General features: G+C 73.9%; 18 protein-coding genes. 8 read left to right on the top strand and 10 right to left on the bottom strand.

All coding sequences use genetic code 11. The features are described from left to right. From ABD363_RS30315 to ABD363_RS30305, 3 genes are all read left to right on the top strand, one after another. Positions 1-670 (top strand): restriction endonuclease (locus ABD363_RS30315; RefSeq protein ID WP_344609362.1); only part of this gene is annotated, 670 nt, incomplete at its 5' end. A gap of 55 nt (positions 671-725) precedes the next feature. Then, positions 726-992 carry a hypothetical protein gene (locus tag ABD363_RS30310; protein ID WP_344609360.1) on the top strand — a complete coding sequence of 89 codons (267 nt, stop codon included), beginning with the start codon at positions 726-728 and terminating at the stop codon, positions 990-992. Positions 993-1,240: 248 nt separating this feature from the next. Beyond that, on the top strand, positions 1,241-2,935 hold the full coding sequence (locus ABD363_RS30305; protein WP_344609359.1) for a hypothetical protein: 1,695 nt from the start codon (positions 1,241-1,243) through the stop codon (positions 2,933-2,935). Between the two features lie 4 nt (positions 2,936-2,939). On the opposite strand, the gene ABD363_RS30300 is transcribed toward ABD363_RS30305, so the two are convergent. From ABD363_RS30300 to ABD363_RS30290, 3 genes are all read right to left on the bottom strand, one after another. Further along, positions 2,940-3,593 (bottom strand): class I SAM-dependent methyltransferase, encoded by a 654-nt coding sequence (locus tag ABD363_RS30300; protein WP_344609357.1) that lies wholly within the window; start codon positions 3,591-3,593, stop codon positions 2,940-2,942. A 393-nt stretch (positions 3,594-3,986) separates the two neighbouring features. Continuing rightward, positions 3,987-4,802: an SAM-dependent methyltransferase gene (locus tag ABD363_RS30295; RefSeq protein WP_344609355.1), complete on the bottom strand. Its 816-nt coding sequence runs from the start codon at positions 4,800-4,802 to the stop codon at positions 3,987-3,989. 163 nt (positions 4,803-4,965) lie between these two features. After that, entirely contained in the window at positions 4,966-5,841 is an 876-nt protein-coding gene (locus ABD363_RS30290; RefSeq protein ID WP_344609353.1) for a helix-turn-helix domain-containing protein, read from the bottom strand. A 309-nt stretch (positions 5,842-6,150) separates the two neighbouring features. On the opposite strand from ABD363_RS30290, the gene ABD363_RS30285 reads away from it, so the two are divergent. Both ABD363_RS30285 and ABD363_RS30280 read left to right on the top strand, forming a co-directional pair. Beyond that, positions 6,151-6,951, top strand: a complete 801-nt coding sequence (locus tag ABD363_RS30285; RefSeq protein ID WP_425578040.1) for an ATP-binding protein — start codon at positions 6,151-6,153, stop codon at positions 6,949-6,951. Beyond that, positions 6,929-7,375 carry a hypothetical protein gene (locus tag ABD363_RS30280; protein ID WP_344609350.1) on the top strand — a complete coding sequence of 149 codons (447 nt, stop codon included), beginning with the start codon at positions 6,929-6,931 and terminating at the stop codon, positions 7,373-7,375. The genes ABD363_RS30285 and ABD363_RS30280 overlap by 23 nt, the downstream gene beginning before the upstream one ends. Positions 7,376-7,604: 229 nt before the next feature. Here the strand turns inward: ABD363_RS30280 and ABD363_RS30275 are convergent, their stop codons facing one another. From ABD363_RS30275 to ABD363_RS30245, 7 genes are all read right to left on the bottom strand, one after another. Continuing rightward, entirely contained in the window at positions 7,605-8,405 is an 801-nt protein-coding gene (locus ABD363_RS30275; RefSeq protein ID WP_344609348.1) for an enoyl-CoA hydratase/isomerase family protein, read from the bottom strand. Beyond that, complete coding sequence (locus tag ABD363_RS30270; RefSeq protein ID WP_344609346.1) at positions 8,402-9,664, bottom strand: cytochrome P450; 1,263 nt, start codon at positions 9,662-9,664, stop codon at positions 8,402-8,404. The genes ABD363_RS30275 and ABD363_RS30270 overlap by 4 nt, the downstream gene beginning before the upstream one ends. A gap of 161 nt (positions 9,665-9,825) precedes the next feature. Further along, positions 9,826-11,175 (bottom strand): cytochrome P450 family protein, encoded by a 1,350-nt coding sequence (locus ABD363_RS30265; protein WP_344609344.1) that lies wholly within the window; start codon positions 11,173-11,175, stop codon positions 9,826-9,828. A gap of 51 nt (positions 11,176-11,226) precedes the next feature. Beyond that, complete coding sequence (locus ABD363_RS30260; RefSeq protein ID WP_344609342.1) at positions 11,227-11,829, bottom strand: GTP-binding protein; 603 nt, start codon at positions 11,827-11,829, stop codon at positions 11,227-11,229. Next, complete coding sequence (locus ABD363_RS30255) at positions 11,804-12,178, bottom strand: DUF742 domain-containing protein (RefSeq protein WP_344609340.1); 375 nt, start codon at positions 12,176-12,178, stop codon at positions 11,804-11,806. Before ABD363_RS30255 ends, ABD363_RS30260 begins: the two co-directional genes overlap by 26 nt. Then, positions 12,175-12,576 (bottom strand): roadblock/LC7 domain-containing protein, encoded by a 402-nt coding sequence (locus ABD363_RS30250; RefSeq protein ID WP_344609338.1) that lies wholly within the window; start codon positions 12,574-12,576, stop codon positions 12,175-12,177. The genes ABD363_RS30255 and ABD363_RS30250 overlap by 4 nt, the downstream gene beginning before the upstream one ends. Then, positions 12,573-13,778, bottom strand: coding sequence for an ATP-binding protein (locus ABD363_RS30245; protein ID WP_344609336.1), 1,206 nt, complete (start codon positions 13,776-13,778; stop codon positions 12,573-12,575). The genes ABD363_RS30250 and ABD363_RS30245 overlap by 4 nt, the downstream gene beginning before the upstream one ends. A gap of 1,098 nt (positions 13,779-14,876) precedes the next feature. Between ABD363_RS30245 and ABD363_RS30240 the strand changes: the two genes are divergently transcribed. The 3 genes from ABD363_RS30240 to ABD363_RS30230 form a co-directional block, all read left to right on the top strand. Beyond that, the gene (locus ABD363_RS30240) at positions 14,877-16,151 is read left to right on the top strand and encodes an MFS transporter (RefSeq protein ID WP_344609334.1); all 1,275 of its coding nucleotides are present in this window, start codon (positions 14,877-14,879) and stop codon (positions 16,149-16,151) included. Next, positions 16,148-19,483: a type I polyketide synthase gene (locus tag ABD363_RS30235; RefSeq protein ID WP_344609332.1), complete on the top strand. Its 3,336-nt coding sequence runs from the start codon at positions 16,148-16,150 to the stop codon at positions 19,481-19,483. Before ABD363_RS30240 ends, ABD363_RS30235 begins: the two co-directional genes overlap by 4 nt. 47 nt (positions 19,484-19,530) lie before the next feature. Further along, positions 19,531-21,041, top strand: a 1,511-nt coding sequence (locus tag ABD363_RS30230) for an aspartate aminotransferase family protein (RefSeq protein ID WP_425578041.1), incomplete at its 3' end; no start/stop codon positions are given.

Below are 21,041 nucleotides of genomic sequence, written 5' to 3'. Positions count from 1 at the left end.
CCGCCGCCGCTGGTCCCTCGCCCGCGCCGCCCGCCGCGCCGGTGCCGCCCTCGACGAGGCCGCGCGGGAGGCGGCGGGCGAACTCCGGGCCCCGGCGGCGCCCGGACCGGTACCCGCCGGATCTCCGGCGGCCGCGACCGGGCCCGTGCCGCCCGCCGGACCGGCCGGTCCCGCGGACCCCGTCGAGTCCGCCGGGGCCGCCCGCGCGGCGGGCACCGTCCCCGGCGCCGCCCCGGAGCCCACCGCCGTTCTCGCCGCCGTCCCCGTCGCGTACGACGCGCTGGACCCGGACGAGTTCGAGCAGGCGATAGCCGCGCTGTGCCTGCGGGACGGGTGCCCGCGGGCCGAGGTCGTCGGCGGAGCCGGTGACCTCGGCGCCGACGTCCTGGCGGTGACCCCGGACGGGCGGCGCGTCGTCATCCAGTGCAAGCGCTACGGCGACGGCAACCGCGTCGGCTCCCAGGACCTCCAGCGCTTCGGCGGCACCTGCTTCACCGTCCACGGGGCCGACGTCGCCGTGGTCGTCACCACCAGCGACTTCACCGCCCCGGCCGTCGAGTACGCCGAGCAGTGCGGCATCGTATGCGTCGACGGGCGGGCCCTGCGGGCGTGGAGCGAGGGCACCGGGCCGGAGCCCTGGCGGTACGCCCCCGCCGGCGGCCCGTGCTGAGCTCCGGCGAGGACTCGACGCGCGGAACGGGCCGCTCCTCCCTACGCTCTTCTGTGTGGCTCACACATGGGAAGAGCTCGTGGCGAAGCGGCGCGCGGCCGACCAGGCGCACAACCGTGTCGAGGAACTGCGCCAGTCCTACGGACCGCCCACCCAGCAGACCTGGACCAGGCGCCAGGCCCACACCTACGAGACCGCCGTCCGGGCCTGGCGCGACCTCGACCGGGACGCCCAGAGCGCGGTGGCCGAGTACGCCAAGGAGCGCGGACAGCCGCGGTACGACGTGGAGGAGCAGCTCGGCAAGGCCGTACGGGACGCCTGAGCGCGGCAACGCCCCCCGCGCGAGGGGGATTCCTCCCCCGCGGGCACGCGCACGACCGCCGACGCGGCGGCCGGCCCCGGCGGCCGGGCCCGCGTCCGGAGCGGTCCGCGCCCTCCACCGGGCCGAGGCCACGCCCCGGGTCCTCCGGCTCGCCGGGTCCTCCGTCCTGCCTGCGGCCGGCACCGGTACCGTCGCTGCCGGGGGCCGCACGCCCGCCCCGGGGCCCGGGGCGGATTGGGGAGACAGACATGGACTACTACGACCTCGGCACCCACAGCCGGCCGGTGACGACCTCGTCCCCCGAGGCCCAGCTGTGGTTCGACCGCGGACTGGTCTGGACGTACGCCTTCCACCACGAGGAGGCCGTCGCCTGCTTCGAGACCGCCGCCGCGGCCGACCCCGACTGCGCCATGGCCCACTGGGGCATCGCCTACGCGCTCGGCCCCAACTACAACAAGCCGTGGGAGTCCTTCGACGGCCAGGACCTGGCGCGCACCGTGGCGCGCACCCACACCGCCGTGGAACGCGCCCAAGAGAAGGCGCAGGCGGCCGGCACACCCGTCGAGCGCGCCCTGATCGGCGCGCTGCGCGCCCGCTACCCGCAGGCGGCGGCGGTCGAGGACTGCTCGGTGTGGAACGCGCCGTACGCCGACGGCATGCGCGCCGTCCACGCCCTCGCCCCCGACGACCCCGACATCGCCGCCCTGTACGCCGACGCGCTGATGAACCTCACCCCCTGGCGGCTGTGGGACCTGCGGACCGGCGAGCCGGCCGAGGGCGCCCGCACGCCGGAGGCCAGGGCCGTCCTCGACCGGGTGCTCGGCACGCAGGCGGGGGAGCGGCACCCCGGCGTCCTGCACCTGTACATCCACCTGATGGAGATGTCCCCGACGCCCGAGACGGCCCTGCCCGTCGCCGACCGGCTGCGGGGCCTGGTCCCCGACGCCGGACACCTGCTGCACATGCCCTCGCACCTGGACGTGCTCTGCGGCGACTACCACGCGGTGGTGGCCGCCAACAGCGACGCGATCGCCGCCGACGAGAAGGTCCACGCGCGCACCGGGGCGATGAACTTCTACACCCTGTACCGGGCGCACAACCACCACTTCAAGATCTACGGCGCGATGTTCCTCGGCCGGTACCGGACCGCCCTGGAGGCCGCGGACCGGCTCGCGGCGGCCGTCCCCGAGGAGCTGCTGCGCGTGCAGAGCCCGCCCATGGCCGACTGGCTGGAGGCCTTCCTCGCCATGCGGGTGCACGTGCTGATCCGCTTCGGCCGCTGGGCCGACGTCCTGCGCACCCCGCTGCCCGCCGACCCGGAGCTCTACAGCGTGACCACGGCGATGCTGCGCTACGGCCGCGGCGTCGCCCTCGCGGCGACCGGCCGGATCGCCGAGGCGGAGGAGGAGCGGCGGCTGTTCCGCGAGGCGGCCGCGCGCGTGCAGCGGACACGGACGCTGTTCAACAACACCTGCGCCGACATCCTCGCGATCGCCTCCGCGATGCTCGACGGCGAACTCGCCTACCGCGAGGGCGACCACGAGGCGGCCTTCGCCGCGCTGGAGCGGTCGGTCGCGCTGGACGACGGCCTCCCCTACGACGAGCCGTGGGGCTGGATGCAGCCCACCCGGCACGCCTACGGGGCCCTGCTCCTGGAACAGGGGCGGATCGCCGAGGCCGAGGCGGTCTACCGGGCCGACCTGGGGCTCGACGACACCCTGCCGCGCGCCCTGCAGCACCCCGGCAACGTCTGGGCGCTGCACGGCCTCCACGAGTGCCTGCTCCGCCGGGGCGAGGAGGGCGAGGCACGGATCGTCGCCCAGCAGCTGAAGCTCGCCGCCGCCCGGGCGGACGTACCGATCGAGGCGTCCTGCTTCTGCCGCCTCGACACCGCCGCGCCCCCGGCGGGCCGGGGCGGCGGCTGCTGCGCGGCGGACGCCTGAGCCGTCAGCCGGCCGGCACGGCCTTCTCGCGGCGGCAGCACAGGAACAACTGCGGTTCGGGGACGGCCTCGGGGTGCGCCGGGATGAACGTCACGGACCGCTCGGACAGCACGGTGAGGCCCGCCGCCCGCACCAGGGCCACCACGTCCTCGGCGGCGAAGCTGGTCACCCGGACGGGCTGTCCCATGAAGACGGCCTCGACGTCCTCCACGTCCAGGGGCACGGTGGCGAGCACCAGGACGCCGCCCGGCCGCAGCGCCCGCGCCAGGCGCCGCAGGACGTCCGCCTGCTGCGCGCGGGACATCTGCAGCAACGAGAAGTACACGCAGACCGCGTCGAACGAGCCGTCCTCCAGCGGGACGTCGCGGATGTCGGCCCGGCGGAACCGCGCGCCGGGCACCTGCCGGGCGGCGAGGTCCACCATGACCGGGGAGACGTCCACGCCCAGCACCTCGTGGCCCGCCGCGGCGAGCGCCGCGGCCGTGGGCCGGCCCGTCCCGCTGCCGACGTCCAGCACCCGGCTGCCGGGCGCGAGCCGCCCGAGCAGCCACTCCAGCGACTCCCGGTGCGCCGCCGAGTCGCCGAACGCCTTCTCGTACGTCAGCCCGAGCGCGTCGAAGACCGCCGCCGCCCGCTGCCCGTGATCCTCGTCCGCCAAGATCCGTCCTTCCGTCGCGGTGTGCCCGTGCGGGGCATCGTCGCATCCCCGGCGGCGGCCGACAACGCCGCGCGGGACCCCGCCTGCGGTGGGCGGCGGCGGCACGGCAGGGAGCCGGGCGTGGCCACTTCGCTGATCGTGCACCACACCCCCGCGCCCCCTGCCGGGCGGTGTTCGAGGCCGTCGGGAACGGCGCGACGGGGGCCCTGCGCGGCATCGGGACGATCACGACGGGCCTCGGCCGGCGCCGCACCGGTGACCGCGACCGGTGAGCCGGGCAGGGCCGGCCTCGAAGCCCGCCGCGAACCGGGCGCGACGGCCGCGGCCGGACGGGCGGACCGGACCCGCCGGCCCCGCGGCGGGACCGCGCGGGCCGCCCCGGCGCCGCCGCGGTCACGGCTTGCGGGCGACCGCCCCGTACATGGCGATGTCCTCGTCGCGGATGCCCTGCTCACCCGTGCCGTCCGGGCGCCACTTGTGGACCTGGACGATGCCGGGCTCGACGAGTTCGAGCCCCTCGAAGAACTCCTCGGCCTCGGGGTACGTCCGCAGCCGCATCGGCATGCCGCGGGCCGCGTACTCCCGGGCGACCCGCCCGACCTCCTCGGGCGCGAACTCGGCGGTGCCGATGGACATCGCCAGGTAGCTGCCCGAGGGCAGCGGGTCCAGCAGACGCCGGACGATGCCCACCGCGTCGTCCTCGTCCAGGACGAAGTGGACGATCGCGATCACGGTGAGGCCCACCGGCCGGCTCAGGTCGAGGGTCTCGCCGAACTCGGGGGCGCCCAGGATCGCCTCCGGGTCGCGGAAGTCGGCCTCGATGTACGCCGTCCTCCCCTCGGGCCCGCTGGCCAGCAGACCCTGGGAGAGGGTGAGCACGATGGGGTCGTTGTCGACGTACACGACCCGTGACGCGGGGGCCGCCCGCTGGGCGATCTCGTGCAGGTTCGGGGAGGTGGGGATGCCGGTGCCGATGTCGAGGAACTGGCGTATGCCCGCCTCCTCGGCCAGATAGCGCACCGCCCGGTTCATGAAGTCCCGGTTGGCGCGCATGTGGACCGGCAGCGCGGGCCACTCCCGCGCCATGGCGTCGCCCGCCTCCTGGTCGGCGGGGTAGTAGTCCTTGCCGCCGAGGATGTAGTCGTAGATGCGCGCGGAATGCGCGTGCTCGGTGTCGATGCGGTCGGCCGGCCATCCGTTGTCGGGCAACGCCGCCCCTCCCATTCAGGTCGTCGGGTGAGTGAACGCTCGGGCAGTTCGGGGAAGTCGACGATCGGGCGGACCGCCGGGTTCCCCGGCGGTCCCCCCACGGCCCGGACCGCGGCCGCACGGGCCCCGGGCCGGCACACCGTCGCGCGCGGGGCGGCGCATGTCACAGGTCCCTGCGGATCGCGCCGAGGAGGGCCTCGGTCCTGCGGGCGGGCGCCGCCTGGGCGCCCAGCCGGTCCAGGGCCTCGCGGTACACCACGACGTCGTCGCTCTTGTCGAGGTACACGGCGCCCACCAGCCCGCTGAGGTAGACGATGTCGGGCAGTTCGCGGGCCCGGAACCGGAAGAGGTGGAAGGCGCCGGCCCGCATGGCCGGGTGCGGGCCGTTGGCGAACGGCATGATCTGCAGGGTGACGTGCGGCAGCGTGTTCACCTCGATCAGGTGGTCGATCTGCGCGCGCATCACGGCGGCCCCGCCCACCGGCCACCTGAGCACCGTCTCGTCCATCACGACCCACACCCGTGGCGGCGTCCGGCGCGACAGCAGCTCCTGGCGCCGCATGCGCAGCGCGACCCGGCGCTCGGTCGCCTCCTCGGACGCGTGCGGATTGCCCGCGCCCAGCAGGGCGCGCGCGTACGCCTCCGTCTGCAGCAGCCCGTGGACGAACTGGTTCTCGTACGCGCGGATCTGCAGCGCCGCCTGTTCCAGGCTCAGATACGCGGCGAACCAGTCCGGCATCACATCGCGGTAGGTGTGCCACCAGCCGCGCTTGTTGGCCTCGCGGACCGACTTCAGGAAGGTGTCGATCTCCTGCTGGTCCGTCACACCGTAGACCCGGAGCAGCTTCTCGGCGTCCGCCAGCCGCAGCCGGGCCACCTTGGCGGCCTCCATCCGGCGGATCGTGGAGTGGCTGACCCCGATGGCCGCGCCCGCCTGCTCGTACGTCAGCCCGGCCCGGGTGCGCATCTCCTCCAGCTGCTTGCCAAGGATCATGCGCAGGACGGCGGGGGCGCCGCCCCAGTCGTCCTGCGCGGTCACACCTCGCCCCCTCACCCCGTCGGTCCGCCGGGACGCAGTCTGACACGGCCGGCGCTTTCCGCGGACCGGCGGGTCGCTTCCCGATGGATCGCTCCCCGGCGGAAGCAGCATGCACCTCGAGGTTTGCAAATTTCAACTTGCAGGTTGCGGGGCGTTGTCGGCAGGTGCCACAGTGGGCCTGCCGTACCGGCCCGCCCAGGAACCAGACGGCGCGGCCCGGTCGGGGGAGACCGGACCGCGCCCCGCGCGACAGGCCGGCCACGGCATCGGCATCGGCATGATGCGCAGGCAGACGAAAGGCGTACGGCGATGGCTCCGCCCTCCCTCCCTCAGCCGCTGAACCGCCTGCCCACAGTCCGACAGCCCGCACGACCGGCGGGGGCCGGGCAACCGGCCCGGCTGCGCCGGGCCGAGCCGCCCGCCCGGCCGGAGGGGACCACCCGCTCCCCCCGACCGCCCGGGGGCGAGGACACCGGTCGACTCCCCGGGCCGGGCGGCCCCGACCTCCTCGCCTCCGGGGCCCGGCCTCCCCGCACGGCCCATGTCGTCGGCCTGCCGGCGACCCCGGCCTCGGTCGGCCCGGCGCGCCGGCACGTACGCGGACTGCTGACCGCGTGGGGCGTGCCCGGCGACACGTGCGACAACGCTGTCCTGATCCTCTCCGAGCTGGTCACCAACGCGCTCACCCACGCGGCCGGCGACCGCGTCGTCCTCCGGCTGCACACCGCCGGGGACCGGCTCCGCATCGAGGTGGAGCAGCAGAACCGCGGCCCCACGCTTCCGGAACTCCGGCAGCCGGGCTGCGACGACCAGAGCGGACGCGGACTCCTCCTGGTCGAAACGCTCAGCAGCGCCTGGGGAACCGTGGACACCCCGCACGGTTCCGGGCGCACCGTCTGGGCCGAACTGCCGGCCGGCCCGCGCGGCGCGGAGCCGGCGGCACCCCCGGCGGCCGGTACCCGGAGTCCGGAACCGGCCGGCCCGCCGCCGGCCGGCCCGAAGCCGGCCGGAACCTCCCCGGCCCTTCCCCCGCCGACCACGCCCCCCACCCGGCCCACCCCCCACTCGGCCGAAGGACCCACACCCCATGCACCGACCGCACACCCCTGACCTCGGCTCGCCGCGTCCCGTGCCCGACCCGGACGGCCGCTGCGGACGTCTGCCGCTCCCCCCGCACCTGTCCGCCAGCCTCGGCTACGACGCCGTGGGCACGCCCCGCGAACTCGGGGGGCGCATCATGGAACGGCTGCCGCGGGTCGGCTGCGTCTTCGCCGACGACCTGCGCTGGTGGTGGATCGTCCCCGCAGGATCGCAGATCGGCGTCACCTGGCCCCCGAGCACCGGCTACGCGGTCGGCGCCCACCTCGCCGACCCCTCCTGGACCTCCACCCGCCCGAAGCCCGGCCCCGGCCGTCCCCACCTGATCCACGCCCCGGAAGCCGGCGAGCCCTACACGCCGCCGATACCGCTGTACCTCGTCATCTGCCGGCTCACCGGCAGCGCCCCCCGGTGGTCCCTGAGCGCGGCGAGCTGAACCGCCCCCGCCGGGCGCCGCGGCGGCCCCGTCCGGCACGCGGGCGGAGAGCCGGCCCGCCCCCGGGCGTACGCCGCGGGACCCCACGTCACCGGCCCCGGAGGCCCGGACGGCCGCGGCGCCTCGGCGAGGGCCCGGCAGCCCGCGGCGGGCGACGCGGGGCCTGGCCTCCGGCGGGCGCGGGGCGCCGGCCCTGTGGGACGTCGCCGCCGTGCCTCGGGCGGGCACGTCACGCGGTGCGTCCGCGTCCGCGGGTGTGGTGCAGTTCGGCCACGACCGACGCCATCAGCTCGGCGTCCAGGGCCGAGACGTCGGCGAGGCGGGTGGCGGCGGTCAGTGAGCCGAACAGCGTCTTGGTGACGCGGAGCGCTGCCGGCGGGCGTCGCAGTACGGGTTTGGCCCAGGCGGTGACGGCGGCGTCGAGTTCCCGGGCGGGCACCACTTTCTGCAGGACGGACAGGGCCTCGGCCTCCTGCGCGGTGAAGACCCGGCCGGTGAGGACGAGTTCGCGGACCCGGGCGGCACCGGCCTCGTTGATCAGGCGCGGCAGCAGGCCGCCCCACGCGGCGGGCAGCCCGAGGGCGAGTTCGGGCAGGCGGAAGGTCGCGCTGTCGGCGCCGACCCGCAGATCGCAGGCAAGGGCCAGGGCGAGCCCCGCTCCGACGGCCCTGCCGTGGACCCGGGCGATGGTGACGGCGGGATTCGAGGCGAGGGCGTCGCACACGCGACGGGCCTTGGTCCCGGAGAGCCGGATGCCGCTGCCGGTGGGGTCGTCGGCGAGGTGCTGGGCGAACTCGCCGCGGTCCCCGCCCAGGCAGAAGTCCTCGCCGGCGCCGGCGAGGACCACGACCCGCACCTCCGGATCCTGTTCCTGGAAGACCGTCAGGAGGTCGTCCAGCATGGCGTCGGTGACGACGTTGCCCTGCTCCGGGACGTTCAGCTCGATGGTGAGGACCGGACCCTGCCGGTAGACGCGCAGGGTCTTGAGTATCCGGTCGGCCGGCTGGGCCGTGAGGGACAGGACTGTCATGTCGTCACTTTCAGGGAGGTCACACGGCGGAAGACCATACGGTTCGCGTAGGTCGGGGGCGCGGTCGGCCGCAGGGTGCTGAACCGTTTCAGCAACTGGGTGAGCAGCTCACGGGCTTCCAGCCGGGCCAGGGCCGCCCCCAGGCAGTAGTGGGCGCCGCCGCCGAAGGTGAGGTGGCCGCCGTTGCGGCGGATGTCGAAGACGTGGGGGTTCTCGTTGCGCCGGGGATCGTGGTTGGCGGCTCCGTAGAGGACGTGGACGACGGCGTCCTTGGCGATGGGCACACCGGCCAGGACGGTGTCGTCCGCGGCGACCCGGGAGTTGAGGTGGATCGGGGGGTCGTAGCGCAGGGTCTCGTCGATCGCGTCGTCCAGGTGCCCGGGGTTCCGGCGCAGCCAGTCGGCCCGGGCGGGGTCCCGGGTCAGGAACCACACCATGTTGCTCAGCAGGGTCGCCGTCGTCTCCAGCGAGGCGATGGTGACGAACATGGTCAGGTCGTAGAGCACCTGGTCGGCGGCGGCGCGGTCGTCGGGGTACCGGGCGTCCCAGTGGTGGATCCAGCCCGTGAGGACATCGTTGCCAGGCCGTGCCCGGCGGTCGCGGATCAGCTGTGTGAAGAAGGCCCGCATCTCCAGCGTGGCCTGGGCCGAGACGGCCAGTTCGCTCTTGGTGGGCAGCAGTTCCTGGGCGTGCACCTGCCGGTGGGTGAAGTCCAGGATGTGCGGATAGTGCCCGGGGTCGATGGCGAGCCACCGGCCGACGGTGTGGAGGGGGAGCTGTTCGCTGACGGTGGTGACGAAGTCGGCCTCGCCGTACTCGTGCAGCTCCTTGTCCAGGTCGTCGAGGAGCCGGGAGACGTGGCCGGCGATCTGGGGCCGCATCGCCTCCAGGGTGCGCCGGTCGAAGGGGTTGCCCAGCGCGCGTCGCTGACAGGTGTGGGCGGGTGCGTTCAGACGGGAGAGAGTACGGGTCATCTCACGTGTGGCGGGGGCGTGCCAGCGCTCCGTGTCGGGCTGGCGCTCCTGCCAGGCGAAGTCGGGCACGAGCCAGTTCCTGCCGCGCAGGACCTGGTTGCAGACATCGAACCCGGTGACGAAGTAACCGCCCCAGGGGGCGGGCACGACGTCTCCCAGTGCGCGCAGCTCCGCCCAGACGGGAAGGGGGTCGGCCTGTCCCTCGGGGGAGCGCAGACGACGGAGGAGGGAGATGACGGCTCGGCGGTCGGTGGTGGTGCCGCGTATGTCGCCAACGGCGGTCACGCGAAGCTCCTTTTGGCTGGGCGCTACCGTTACCGCCGGAATCTACCCTTCCCCTCTCCTCCGTCATGCGCCTCCGTGTGTTGCCATTGTCACATGACGTATCAACCGATGATTCGGATGATCCTCCGTGAGGTGTCTCCCGTGACGTCCCGGACGGCGGCTCAGACGCGGAAGACGTCGAGGAAGCTGCTCCAGAAACCCTTCTTCTTCGCCGGCTCCTGCCGTGCGGATGCGGCCGGGGCGGGGGCGGGGCGGGGCTGCTCCGCGGTGGCGGAGGCGGCCCGGGTCTGAAGGGCGGTGGCCATGCGGGTGGCCGGCGCGGCGCTGAAGGCCACGGGCAGGGCGACCAGGGCCCGGTGGAAGGGGCCCGGCCGCCACTGCAGCTCCTGCTCCGGCACGGCCAGCGTCATGTCCGGCAGGGCGTTGAGGACCCGCTCGATCGCGGTGGTCGCGATGACCGTCGCCGGGTCCTTGGCCGGGCAGGCGTGCGGGCCGGCCCCCCACGCCAGGTGGGCGCCCCTGCTGTGGTTCTGGCGGGCCTCGGCGAGCGCCGGGTCGCTGTTGGCCCCGGCGAAGCTGATGACGACCGGGGTGTTGGCCTCGGCCACGACACCGCCGAGGTCCACGTCCTGGACGGGGTAGTGGGTGGCGTAGTTGGCGATCGGCGTCTGGTTCCACAGCACGTGGTCGAGGGCCTCCTCGATCAGCATGCTGTGGCGGGCGCCGGTGCTCGGCGACAGCAGCAGGAGCAGGGCGTTGCCGATCAGGTTGCGTTCGGGTTCGACGCCCGCCCCCATCAGCATGACCAGCTGGTCCTTGAGCTCCTCGTCGGTCAGCCCGGCGGGGTGCTCGATCAGCCACGACGTGACGTCGTCACCGGGCTGGCGGCGCTTGAGGGCGATCAGCTCCATCAGGCAGGCGGTGAGTTCCTCGTTGGCGCGCAGGGCGTCCCGGCCGTCGAAGATCGCCGACATCGAGGCGGTGAGGGTGTCGCCGATGTCCGCCGGGCAGCCGAAGAGCTTGTTGAACAGCAGCAGCGGCAGCAGCTTGGCGTAGTCGTTGAGGAGATCGGCGCGGCCCCGCTCGCTGAACCGGTCGATGAGGTAGTCGGCGATCGGCTCGACGTCGCGGCGGATGCGGGTCATGTTGAGCCGGGCGAGGCTGTCCGTGACCGCCTTGCGCAGCCGCAGGTGCACCGCGCCGTCGGTGAACAGGCAGTTGGGCCGGTACGCCATCATCGGCAGCACCGGGCTGTCCATGCTGATGCGGCCCTCGTTGAGGGCCTTCCAGCGGCGGGCGTCGCGGGCGAAGAGGGAGGAGTTCTGCAGCACGCGCAGCGCCGTCTCGTGGCCGACCACCAACGTCGCCTCGACGCCGGGCGCCAGTTCGACCGGCGCGGCCGGGCCGTGGGCGCGCAGCCGGTCGTAGACCTGCTGGGGGTCGGCGGCGAACGCGGCGTCGTGCAGGGGGCATCTGCCGCCCGCGGGGGCGGAGACTGTCTGAGGGTCCATGAAAGTCCTTCTGCTGGTTCCGGGCCGGCCGGCCCGGCGGGGGGGGGCGAGTCAGGCTGCGTGGTCGAGCAGGTGCCGCACCAGCGCGATCAGTGCCCGGGCGGAGGACTGCCGGTCGCGGGCGTCGCAGTAGACGACGGGGGTGTCCGGCAGCAGGTCGAGAGCCTCGCGCACTTCCTGTTCCTCGTACGACTTGCCCCCCTCGAACGTGTTGACGGCGATGGCGTACTCGAGGCCGTACCGCTCGACGAGGTCGATGACGGGGAACGTCTCCTCCAGCCGCGCGGGGTCGACCAGCAGCAGCGCTCCCAGGGCGCCGCGGGCCATGTCCTCCCACAGCTGCATGAAGCGCTGCTGTCCCGGCGTGCCGAACAGGTACAGGACGAGTTCGTCGCTGAGGGTCAGCCGGCCGAAGTCCAGAGCGACGGTGGTGGTGGTCTTGTCCGCCACGCCGCGCAGGTCGTCCACGTGGAGCGACGCCTGCGTCATCTTCTCCTCGGTGCGCAGCGGGGTGATCTCCGACAGCGAGCCGATGAAGGTCGTCTTGCCCACGGCGAAGTGCCCGACGACCAGGATCTTCGCGGCGTTGGTCACCGCGCTGGAGACGTAGATGGATGGACGGGCCGTCTCAGCCGATGAGGGATTGGAGACCATTCAGAACCTTCTCAAGGGTCGCTCTGTCAACGTTCTGCGCCCGGGGCGGCTCCGCGCGGCGCAGCAGATGCCCCTGTTCGAATAAATCGGTCAGCAGCAACCGGGCCACTCCCACCGGCAGGCCCAGGTGGCCGGCCACCTCGGCGACCGACAGGTAGCCCCCCGCGCACAGGTTCCAGATCGCCTTGACCTCGGGACCGGCTCCCAGCGGAAGCGTCCGCTCGGGAGCCAGGGTGACCAGGGTGTGCAGCGCCAGATCGTCCGCGGCCGGCAGACTGCGGCCGCCGGTGATGACGTACGAGCGAACGAAGTCGCTGGTGACGGACGCTTCCTCGCCGGGCGTCGTCATGCGTGGGCACCGTTGTCGGAGCGCGGCGCCACACTCATCGCCTTGCTCAGGGCGGTCACCGTCTTCTGCATCCGGAACGACATGGCCTCCATGTCGACGTCCAGCGCGGCCGAGACGGCCAGGTACGAGCCCTGCCCGGCGGCGATGAGGAAGATCCAGCCGCCGTCGTACTCCAGCAGCGTCTGCTTCCAGATGCCGTGACCCGCTCCCACGAAGGGCGCGACGGCCCGGCTCAGCGACTGCATCGAGCTCATCGCGGCGGCGTTGGTCTCCGCGTCGTCCCGGGAGATGTCGTCCGAGCGCTGCAGCAGCAGGCCGTCGCCGGAGACGAGGATGGCGTGCCGGGCGCCACGCACCTCCAGTACGTCGTTCAGCACCCACGACAGGTCGGTGTTCACTTGTGGTCAGGTCCTTCCGTGGTGTTCGTGGTCCGCCCGAGCTGGGTTCCGCGGGCGAACGCCCCGATCCGTGATGCCGTCACCTCGCTGGCCGGCTGGGACGTCTGCTCGTCGCCGGCGGGCGCGGGGTCGGGTGGCGGCACCACCGCGATGGGGCCCTGGCGCCGCCGGCGCTTGGGCAGTCCGCCGGACGTCGTGCCCACCACGTGCGAGGGACCGACCGGTACGGCGGCCAGCTTCTGGGCGGCCGGCTCCTGGCCGGCGGCGTCCTGGCCGTCGGCGGCGGGCGCGGGGCCATCGGCCGCGAGGAGACTTTCCGGTACACGGATCACAGCACGCACTCCGCCGTAGGGGGACACCGAGCCGACGGAGACGGAGAAGCCGTAGCGGGCGGCGAGGTCGCCGCACACCGCGAACCCGAACCGGGGCGGGTCGCCGAGACTGGTGATGTCGATCGGGCCGTCGGCGGACAGCAGCGCCGCCGCCCGGTCCTTGGTCTCCTGGTCCATGCCGAGACCGGCGTCGTCCACGATGAAGCACACGCCCGTCGGCACGGCCTGGATGTTGACCTCGACCGGCGTGCCGGGGGCACTGAAGTTGGTCGCGTTGTCCAGGAGCTCGGCGAGCACGACCGCCAGGGGCTCGACGGCCCTGCTGGAGATGGACACGTTGACCTGGGAGTGGACGTTGACCCGGTTGAAGCCCTTGATGCGGCCCTGCGCGCTGCGGGCCACGTCGTAGACGGTGGCGGACCGCTCGCGCCGGCCCAGCCATCCGCCGCACAGCACGGAGATGCCCTTGGCACGGCGGCTGAACTGGCTGCCGGTGTGGTCGACCGACATCAGGTCGGCCAGGACCTCGGTGTCGTCGCCGTACTTCTTCAGCAGACCGTCCAGGAGGACCTGCTGCTCCTCGGCGAGGGACTGCAGGGTTCCCATCGCGGACTTCAGCACGGCCTTGGTCGCGGACTCCGCGTCCGCCCGTACGTCCGCCAGGTCACGCTGGTGCTGTTCGTTCAGCGCGGCGATCCGGCCCTGGAGTTCGCCGAGCCGGTTCTCGGCCTCGCTCAGGGCTGTTTCCAGCCCGGTCTTCGTTCTGCGGAGAGCCATGTTGGTTCTCCGGGCCCGTGACACTGCGACCACCGCAGCGACGAGCACCACAAGCAAGATCCACAACAGTGGATCCTGGATCAATGACGTCATGAGACTCTCTTCAAGTCGCATCGCGCAGGAGTGTGTGCGGCTCGTCAAACCGTGACGAGGGGTCCGGGCCGTGAACAGCCGCGGACCGGGAGGTGGACAAGCTTCAACTCCTTAGCGATGGGGCCTTAGAGACTGTCCCCCGTACGCGTTCATGGCACGCCGTCAGCCTTGAAAGTTGCAGTGATCTTATCAGGAGCATATGCACAACTGACTTGCCCGAAGGTGTACTTGCGGACCGTCACGAGACCTGCACACCGGCGCGGCGGCAGCCGCGCGGACGCCGTCGCCCGGATCGGCGCGTGATGCCGCGGGCGCGGGGCTCCCGCCGGGGCGTCGTGGCGCCGCGCCGCCCGGCGCGCGGGCCCGCCAAAGGGGCCCCGGTCCCGGAAGGAGGCGGACGCGCGGCGGGGCGGGGGAGCGGCCGGCCCCGGCGGCGAGTCCGTCCCGGACCGGACAGGAGCCGGCTGCGGCCGGTGCGGGCCGGCGGAGCGCGGCCCCCCGGTTCCCCGCCTCGTCCGCTGACGGCTTCGCGTACGGGCCCGGCGCGCACGCGGCCGGGCCGGTCGCCGTCCGGGTCCGTGCTCCGTCGTGCGCGCCTCGTCGTGCGCGCCTCGTCGTGCGCGCCTCGTCGTGCGCGCCCCGTCCGGCGCACCGGGGCCGACCGCCGCCGGGGCCGCGGCCGCCGACGTCCGCGTCCGGGGGGCGCCCGCCGGGCGGGCGCGTGCCGGTGGCGGGCCGGTCATTTCCCGCCGGAAATCTCGCGATCCGTCCCGTCGGCACGGCAATGGAATGAATTCCGGCGAGTGGGCGGTGCGGGAAATCCGGTCGTTCCTCCGCCGGGTGCTGCGATATCGCCAAATCCGCGGCCGGATGCCGTCGCGCCCTGCTCGCAGTCTTGAACGAGTGTGGCGACATCTGCTTGGCTGACGCACCGATCGGCACCATTCGACCACCGTTTGCAACCGAATTCGACCGAATTGACGCCTCCTGCTCGGCTGTTCTTTGGGGGGAATGGTTTCGTGTGGCCACTGAGCAGGTGAGTCAGGCCTTTCCGCCCTGCGTCGGTCCACCTCCTTCACGCGGACCAGGGGAAGGTGCATGAGGTATTTCCGTCTGCTCGTCGCGGGCAACGGCATCTCGGCGTACGGCAGTTACCTGAACATGGTGGCGCTGAACGTCTTCGTCTACGACATCACGCGCAGCGCACTCGCCGCCGGCCTCTTCATGGCCGTCCGGCTGGCCACGAGCGTCGTGTCGGGAGTCGTCAGCGGCCGCCTCGTCTCGACGTACGACCGCAAGCGCCTGATGGTCGGCGCCGACCTGTGCCAGGCCGTGGCGCTGTGCGCACTGCTGCTGGCCCCGGACGGCGCCCGGGTCGCGCTGCTCTACGCGCTCGCCGTGGTCGCCGGCGGCTGCTCCACCCTGTCCCAGGTGGCCCTGCGCAGCAGCATCCCGGAGATCGTCGGCACCGAGCAGCGGACCCGCGCCAACGGCCTGCTGGTCACCGGCCGCTCGCTCGCCATGATCGCCGGCTTCGCCTCGTCGGGCGTGGTGGTCGCGCGACTCGGCTACTCCGCGGCGCTCGTGCTGGACATCGCCTCCTTCCTGGTCTCCGCGACGGTCCTGTCCCTGCTGCCCGTCCGCACCAGGGCGGCCCGGGACGCGGACACCGGCCCGGCGCGTTCCCCCGCCGCGGCGCGGTGGGCCACCCGGACCCTGCTGGGAACGGCCCCGCTGCTGATGGCCATGATCGCGATCCGGGCGGTGGACGGGCTCGGCTCCTCGTCCCACAACGTCGCCCTGCCGGTCCACTCCGCCGAGCTGGACCCCGGCCATCCGGCCACGTTCATCAGCCAGTTCTGGGCCACCTGGGCGATCGGCAACATCGTCGCCCAGCACCTGCTGGGACGCTTCGTCCGGGCGACCGGCAGGACACCGGGCGAACGTGCCTTCGCGCTGGGGGCCTGCGTGATGTCGGCGGGGTTCATCGTGGTCTTCAGCGGGCTGCCCACCGCGGTGACCATCGTCGCCGCGCTGGTCGCCGGCGCCGCCGACGGCTTCACCGAGACCGTCTACGTCTCGCGGCTCCAGACCGCGCCCGACGACCAGCGGGGCCGTCTCTTCGGGCTCTCCGCCTCGGCCGAGAACACCGGTTTCGGCCTCGGCATGCTGCTCAGCGGAGCGCTGCTGGAGGCCTTCTCGCCGCTGCGGGTGGTGGCCCTTCTGCACGGACTCGCCATCGCGCTGTGCCTCGTCCTGCTCCTGGTGCTGACCGCCCGGGGCCGCACACCGGCTCCGCCGGGCGGGGAACCGCCCGGCCGGGACCCGGCCGGGCGGGACGTGCCGACCGCGACGGAGGGCCACGGCCGATGAGCGCGCGCACACCCGACCCGAGGATGGCCGTGATCGGCCTGGCCTTCCGGCTGCCCGGCGCCGACACCCCCGAGGAGTTCTGGCGCGTCATCCGCGACGGCGCGGACTGCGTCACCCGCTTCACGCAGGACGAGCTGGCCGCGGCCGGCGTCCCGGCCGAGCAATACCGGGCGGAGGACTTCGTCGGCGCTTCCGGAGTGCTGCGCGACATCGCCGGATTCGACGCCCGGCACTTCGGGATGAGCGCCCGCGAGGCCCAGCTCACCGATCCCCAGCAGCGGATGTTCCTGGAGTGCGCCCAGCACGCCCTGGAGAACGCGGGCTACCCGGACGAGCGGGACGGCACCCGCGTCGGCGTCTACGCCAGTACCGGCTACCACCTGTACACCCTGCAGCACTACCTCCTCAACAACGTCCTGCCCAGCCAGGCCGTCACCGACTGGATGGCGGGGATGCAGATCACGGTCGGGAACCACACCGACTTCACCGCCACCCGCGTCGCCCACCGGCTCGGCCTCACCGGACCCGCCGTCGGTGTCCAGACCGCCTGCTCCAGCTCCCTGGTCGCCGTGCAGCTGGCCGCGCAGTCGCTGCTCCTGGGCGACTGCGACATCGCCCTGGCCGGCGCCACCGCCGTCCATGTGCCGCAGATCCTCGGCTACCGCCACGTCAAGGGCTCGATCCTGTCCAGGACCGGCCGCCTGCGGGCCTTCGACGCCGCCGCCGACGGCACGGTCGGCGGCACGGGAGTCGTGGCCGTCGTGCTGAAGCGGCTGGAGCGGGCCGTCGCCGACGGCGACACCGTCCACGGGGTGATCCTCGGCTGGGGCGTCGGCAACGACGGCGCCGACAAGCGGGCGTTCAGCGCGCCCAGCGCGCGCGGCCAGCGCGCGGCCATCCGCCGGGCGCTGGAGCGGGCGGGCGTCGGCGCGGACACCATCGGCTACCTGGAGACCCACGGCACCGGCACCCTCAAGGGCGACCCGATCGAGTTCGCCGGCGCCAGCGCCGCCTACCGCGAGGACACCGACCGCACCGGTTACTGCGCCCTCGGCTCGGTCAAGGCCAACATCGGCCACCTCGACGTGGCCTCCGGGCTGGCCGGCCTGGTCAAGGCCCTGCTGGTCCTGAAACACGGCGTCATCCCGCCCATGGCGAACTTCAGCGAGCCCAACCCCGCGCTCGACCTGGACCACAGCCCGTTCTACATCCCCCGCGCCGCCTCGCCCTGGCCCGGGAGCGACACGCCGCGCCGCGCGGGCCTCACCTCGCTCGGCGTCGGCGGCACCAACGTCCACCTGATCCTGGAACAGGCCCCCGAACCCGCGCCCCGCACCGGCACCGCCTCCCCGCCGGACGTGCTGCTGGTCTCCGGCAGCGACGAGCAGGCCCTCGCCGACAACGCCCGGGCACTGCGCGACCGGCTGCGGGAGCGGCCCGGCACGCGTCCGGCGGACCTCGTCACCACCGCCGCCCTCGGCCGCACCCACCGCCGCCACCGGCTCGCCGTCCGCGGCGCCACCCCGGCCGCGCTCGCCGACGCCCTCGACACCTGGCTCGCGGGCACCGCCGCGGGCGCGGTGACCCGGGGCACGGCACCCCCGGAGGGCGCCGTGCGCGTGGCGTTCCAGTTCACCGGGCAGGGCAGCCCGTACACCGGCACGGCCGACGCCCTGCGCACGCGGTTCTCCGCGGTCCGGGACGTGCTCGACACCTGCGAGGGCCACTACCGCGACCTCACGGGCGGCTCGCTGCTCGCCGGGCCGCTCGGGGACGGGACGCCGGGGCAGGACCCGCCGTCCGCGCCGCACACCGACGTCGCACAGCCCGCGCTGTTCGCGCTGCAGTGCGCCCTCGTACGGCTGTGGCGCGACGCCGGTGTCACCCCGGACGTCGTGACCGGGCACAGCGCGGGCGAGTACGCGGCGCTGTACGCGGCCGGAGCCCTCTCGCTCGACGACGGCCTGCGCCTCACCGCCCTGCGCGGCCGGCTGATGCGGCGGCACTGCGCCCCCGGCGCGATGGCCGCGGTCCCTCTCGACCGGGAGTCCGCCCTCGCCCTGGCCGCCGAGGTGCCCGGCCTGGAACTGGCCGTGACCAACGGGGAGCGGGCCCAGGTGCTCGCCGGGCCCGTCGCGGCCGTCGACCGGCTGTGCGCCCTGCTGGAGGAACGCGGCATCCCGGGGCACCGGCTGCCGGTGACGCACGCCTTCCACACCGCCCTGATGGAACCGGTGCTGGCGGAGTTCCGGGCCGTACTCGGCGAGGTGACCCTCCGGCCGGTGCGGATCCCGTTCGTCAGCGCCGTGGACGGGGAGGTCCGCCCGCCCGGCTGGCTCCCGGACCCCGGCCACCTCCTGCGGCACACCCGCCGCCCGGTCCGCTACGACCAGGCACTGCGCGCCGTCGGCGGGCGACGGCCCGACGTCCTGCTGGAGATCGGGCCGCACACCACCCTCAGCGGACTGGCGCGCCGGGCGCTGCCCGGGGTGCGGGCGCTGCCGTCCCTGCGGCGCGGCGCCGGGCTCGACGCGCTCTGGGGGGCCGCGGCGGGGCTGCACTGCGCGGGGGCGGACATCGACTGGCGGGTCTTCCTGGCCGGCTGCGGGGGGCGGCGGATCCCGCTGCCCGGATACCGATTCCAGCACCAGAAGCACTGGACAGGGCCGGAGCCGACGGCTCCGCGCACCGGAACACCAGCGAGAAACGGAGCCGAAGTGGTACAGCAAGAGGCAGTGGTGGCGCGGGTACTCCAGAGCATCGTCGAGTCGACCGCCCGGCATCTCGGCATCGACCCGTCGGCGGTGGCCGGCGACACGTCCTTCTTCGACCTCGGCGCCGACTCCCTGCAGATGATCAGCGTGCTGCGCGAGCTGGAGCAGGGGTTCCAGGTGAAGCTGACGATGCGGGAACTGTTCGACGAGGCGGGTACGCCGGGCCGGCTCGCGGAACTCGTCGCCGCGCGGATGCCGGCGGCGGAGGCGGCACCTCCCGGCCCGGCGGCGGGGGCGGTGCGTCCCGAGCCGATGGCGGAGGCGGCACGTCCCGAGCCGGCGGTGGAGGCGGCACGTCCCGAGCCGGCGGGGGAGCCGGCACCTCCCGCTCCGGGGGCCGGGGCGGCCCCGGTGCCGGAACCCGGCGCGCCGCAGCCGCCGTCCCCTCCGGACCCCGCCGCCCCCGCGTACGCCACCCGCGAGGAACTGCGGGATCTCGCCGAGAAACTCCACCAGATGTCCCGGATACAGCTGCAGATGATGTCCCAGCTGTCCCAGCTGCTCTCGCTCCAGACCGCTTCGGCCGCGCAGCGGCTCAACGGCAAGGTGGCCGGGTGAGCGGGCTCGGCGACGTCGCCGCCGCCCTGGACCGGGACCTGGCGGCCATGACGGAACTCTCGCAGCGCATCACCCGGCAGATCGACGGCGGGACCCCGGCGCAGGAACCGCCCGCCGAGCCGCCCCGCGTCCACGGCCCGCGCGTCACGGTCCCGCACACCGCCGGCATGGTCCAGGAAGCCTCCCCGCACTCCCAGCGGGAGCACCTGGACGACCTCGTGCGCCGCTACACCGCCAAGACCCCGACCTCCAAGCGGCTGGCCCAGCGCTACCGCCGCGTCCTGGCCGACAGCCGGGCCGTCGTCGGCTTCCGCAGCGCCACCAAGGAGATGCTGTACCCGCTGGCGGGCCGCCGGGCGAGCGGGGCGCGGCTGGAGGACGTCGACGGCAACGAGTACGTCGACATCACCATGGGCTTCGGCGTCCTGCTCTTCGGCCACGAACCCGCCTTCGTCGGCGAGGCCGTCCGCGAGCACCTGTCCCGGGGCATCCAGCTCGGCCCCCGCACCCGCGAGACCGGCGAGGCGGCCGAGCTGCTCACCGAACTGACCGGCCTGGAGCGGGTGGCCTTCGCCAACTCCGGCACGGAGGCGAACTCCGCGGCCATCCGCCTGGCCAGGGCCGCCACCGGCCGCGACACGATCGTCACCTTCCTCGGCGCCTACCACGGCCATGCCGACAACGTCCTCGGCCGCCCCGCGGGCGACGGCACGGACCGGGGCGCCGTGCCCGTCTCCCGGGGCGTCCCGCACAGCGCGGTCACCGATCTGCTGGTGCTCGACTACGGCAGCGACAGCGCCCTGGAGGCGATCGAACGGCACGCCGCCCGGATCGCCGCGGTCGTCGTGGAGCCGGTGCAGAGCAGGCACCCCTCGCTGCAACCGGTCGAGTTCGTCAGGAAGCTGCGGGAACTGACCCGCCGCCACGGCATCGTCCTGCTGTTCGACGAGATGCTGACCGGTTTCCGCCCCGCCCTGCGCGGCGCACAGGAGCTGTACGGCGTCACACCGGATCTCGCCACCTACGGCAAGGTGCTCGGCGGCGGCTTCCCCATCGGGGCCGTCGCCGGCCGCGCCGACATCATGGACGGCGTCGACGGCGGCCACTGGACGTACGGCGACGACAGCCGCCCGTCCGTCGACACCACGTTCTTCGGCGGCACCTACCTCCAGCACCCGGTGTCGATGGTCGCCGCCCGCGCGGTGCTGGCCCACCTCAAGGAGCACAGCCCGCGCCTGCAGGAAAGGCTCAACGCGCGGACCGCCGAACTGGCCGCGACGCTCAACGCCTTCTTCGAGGCCGAGGAGTTCCCGCTGCGGATGAGCCACTTCGGCTCCCAGTTCCGCTTCGAGCACCGGGCCGACATGGAGCTGCTCTACTACCATCTGATGCTGCGCGGCGTGCACGTGTGGGAGTGGCGCAACTTCTTCCTGTCCACCGCCCACTCGGACGGCGACATCGAGTTCGTCGCGGACGCCGTACGGGGTTCCCTGCGCGAGCTGAGGGCGGCGGGCTTCTTCCCGGGCGGCCGGCTCACGGCGCCGGGAGCCGCGGCCCC

This window comes from Streptomyces glaucus, assembly GCF_039533365.1.
Taxonomy (GTDB): Bacteria; Actinomycetota; Actinomycetes; order Streptomycetales; family Streptomycetaceae; genus Streptomyces; species Streptomyces glaucus.
Note: the sequence above shows the minus strand (reverse complement) of the source record. Positions and strands in the feature narration are given on the sequence as shown.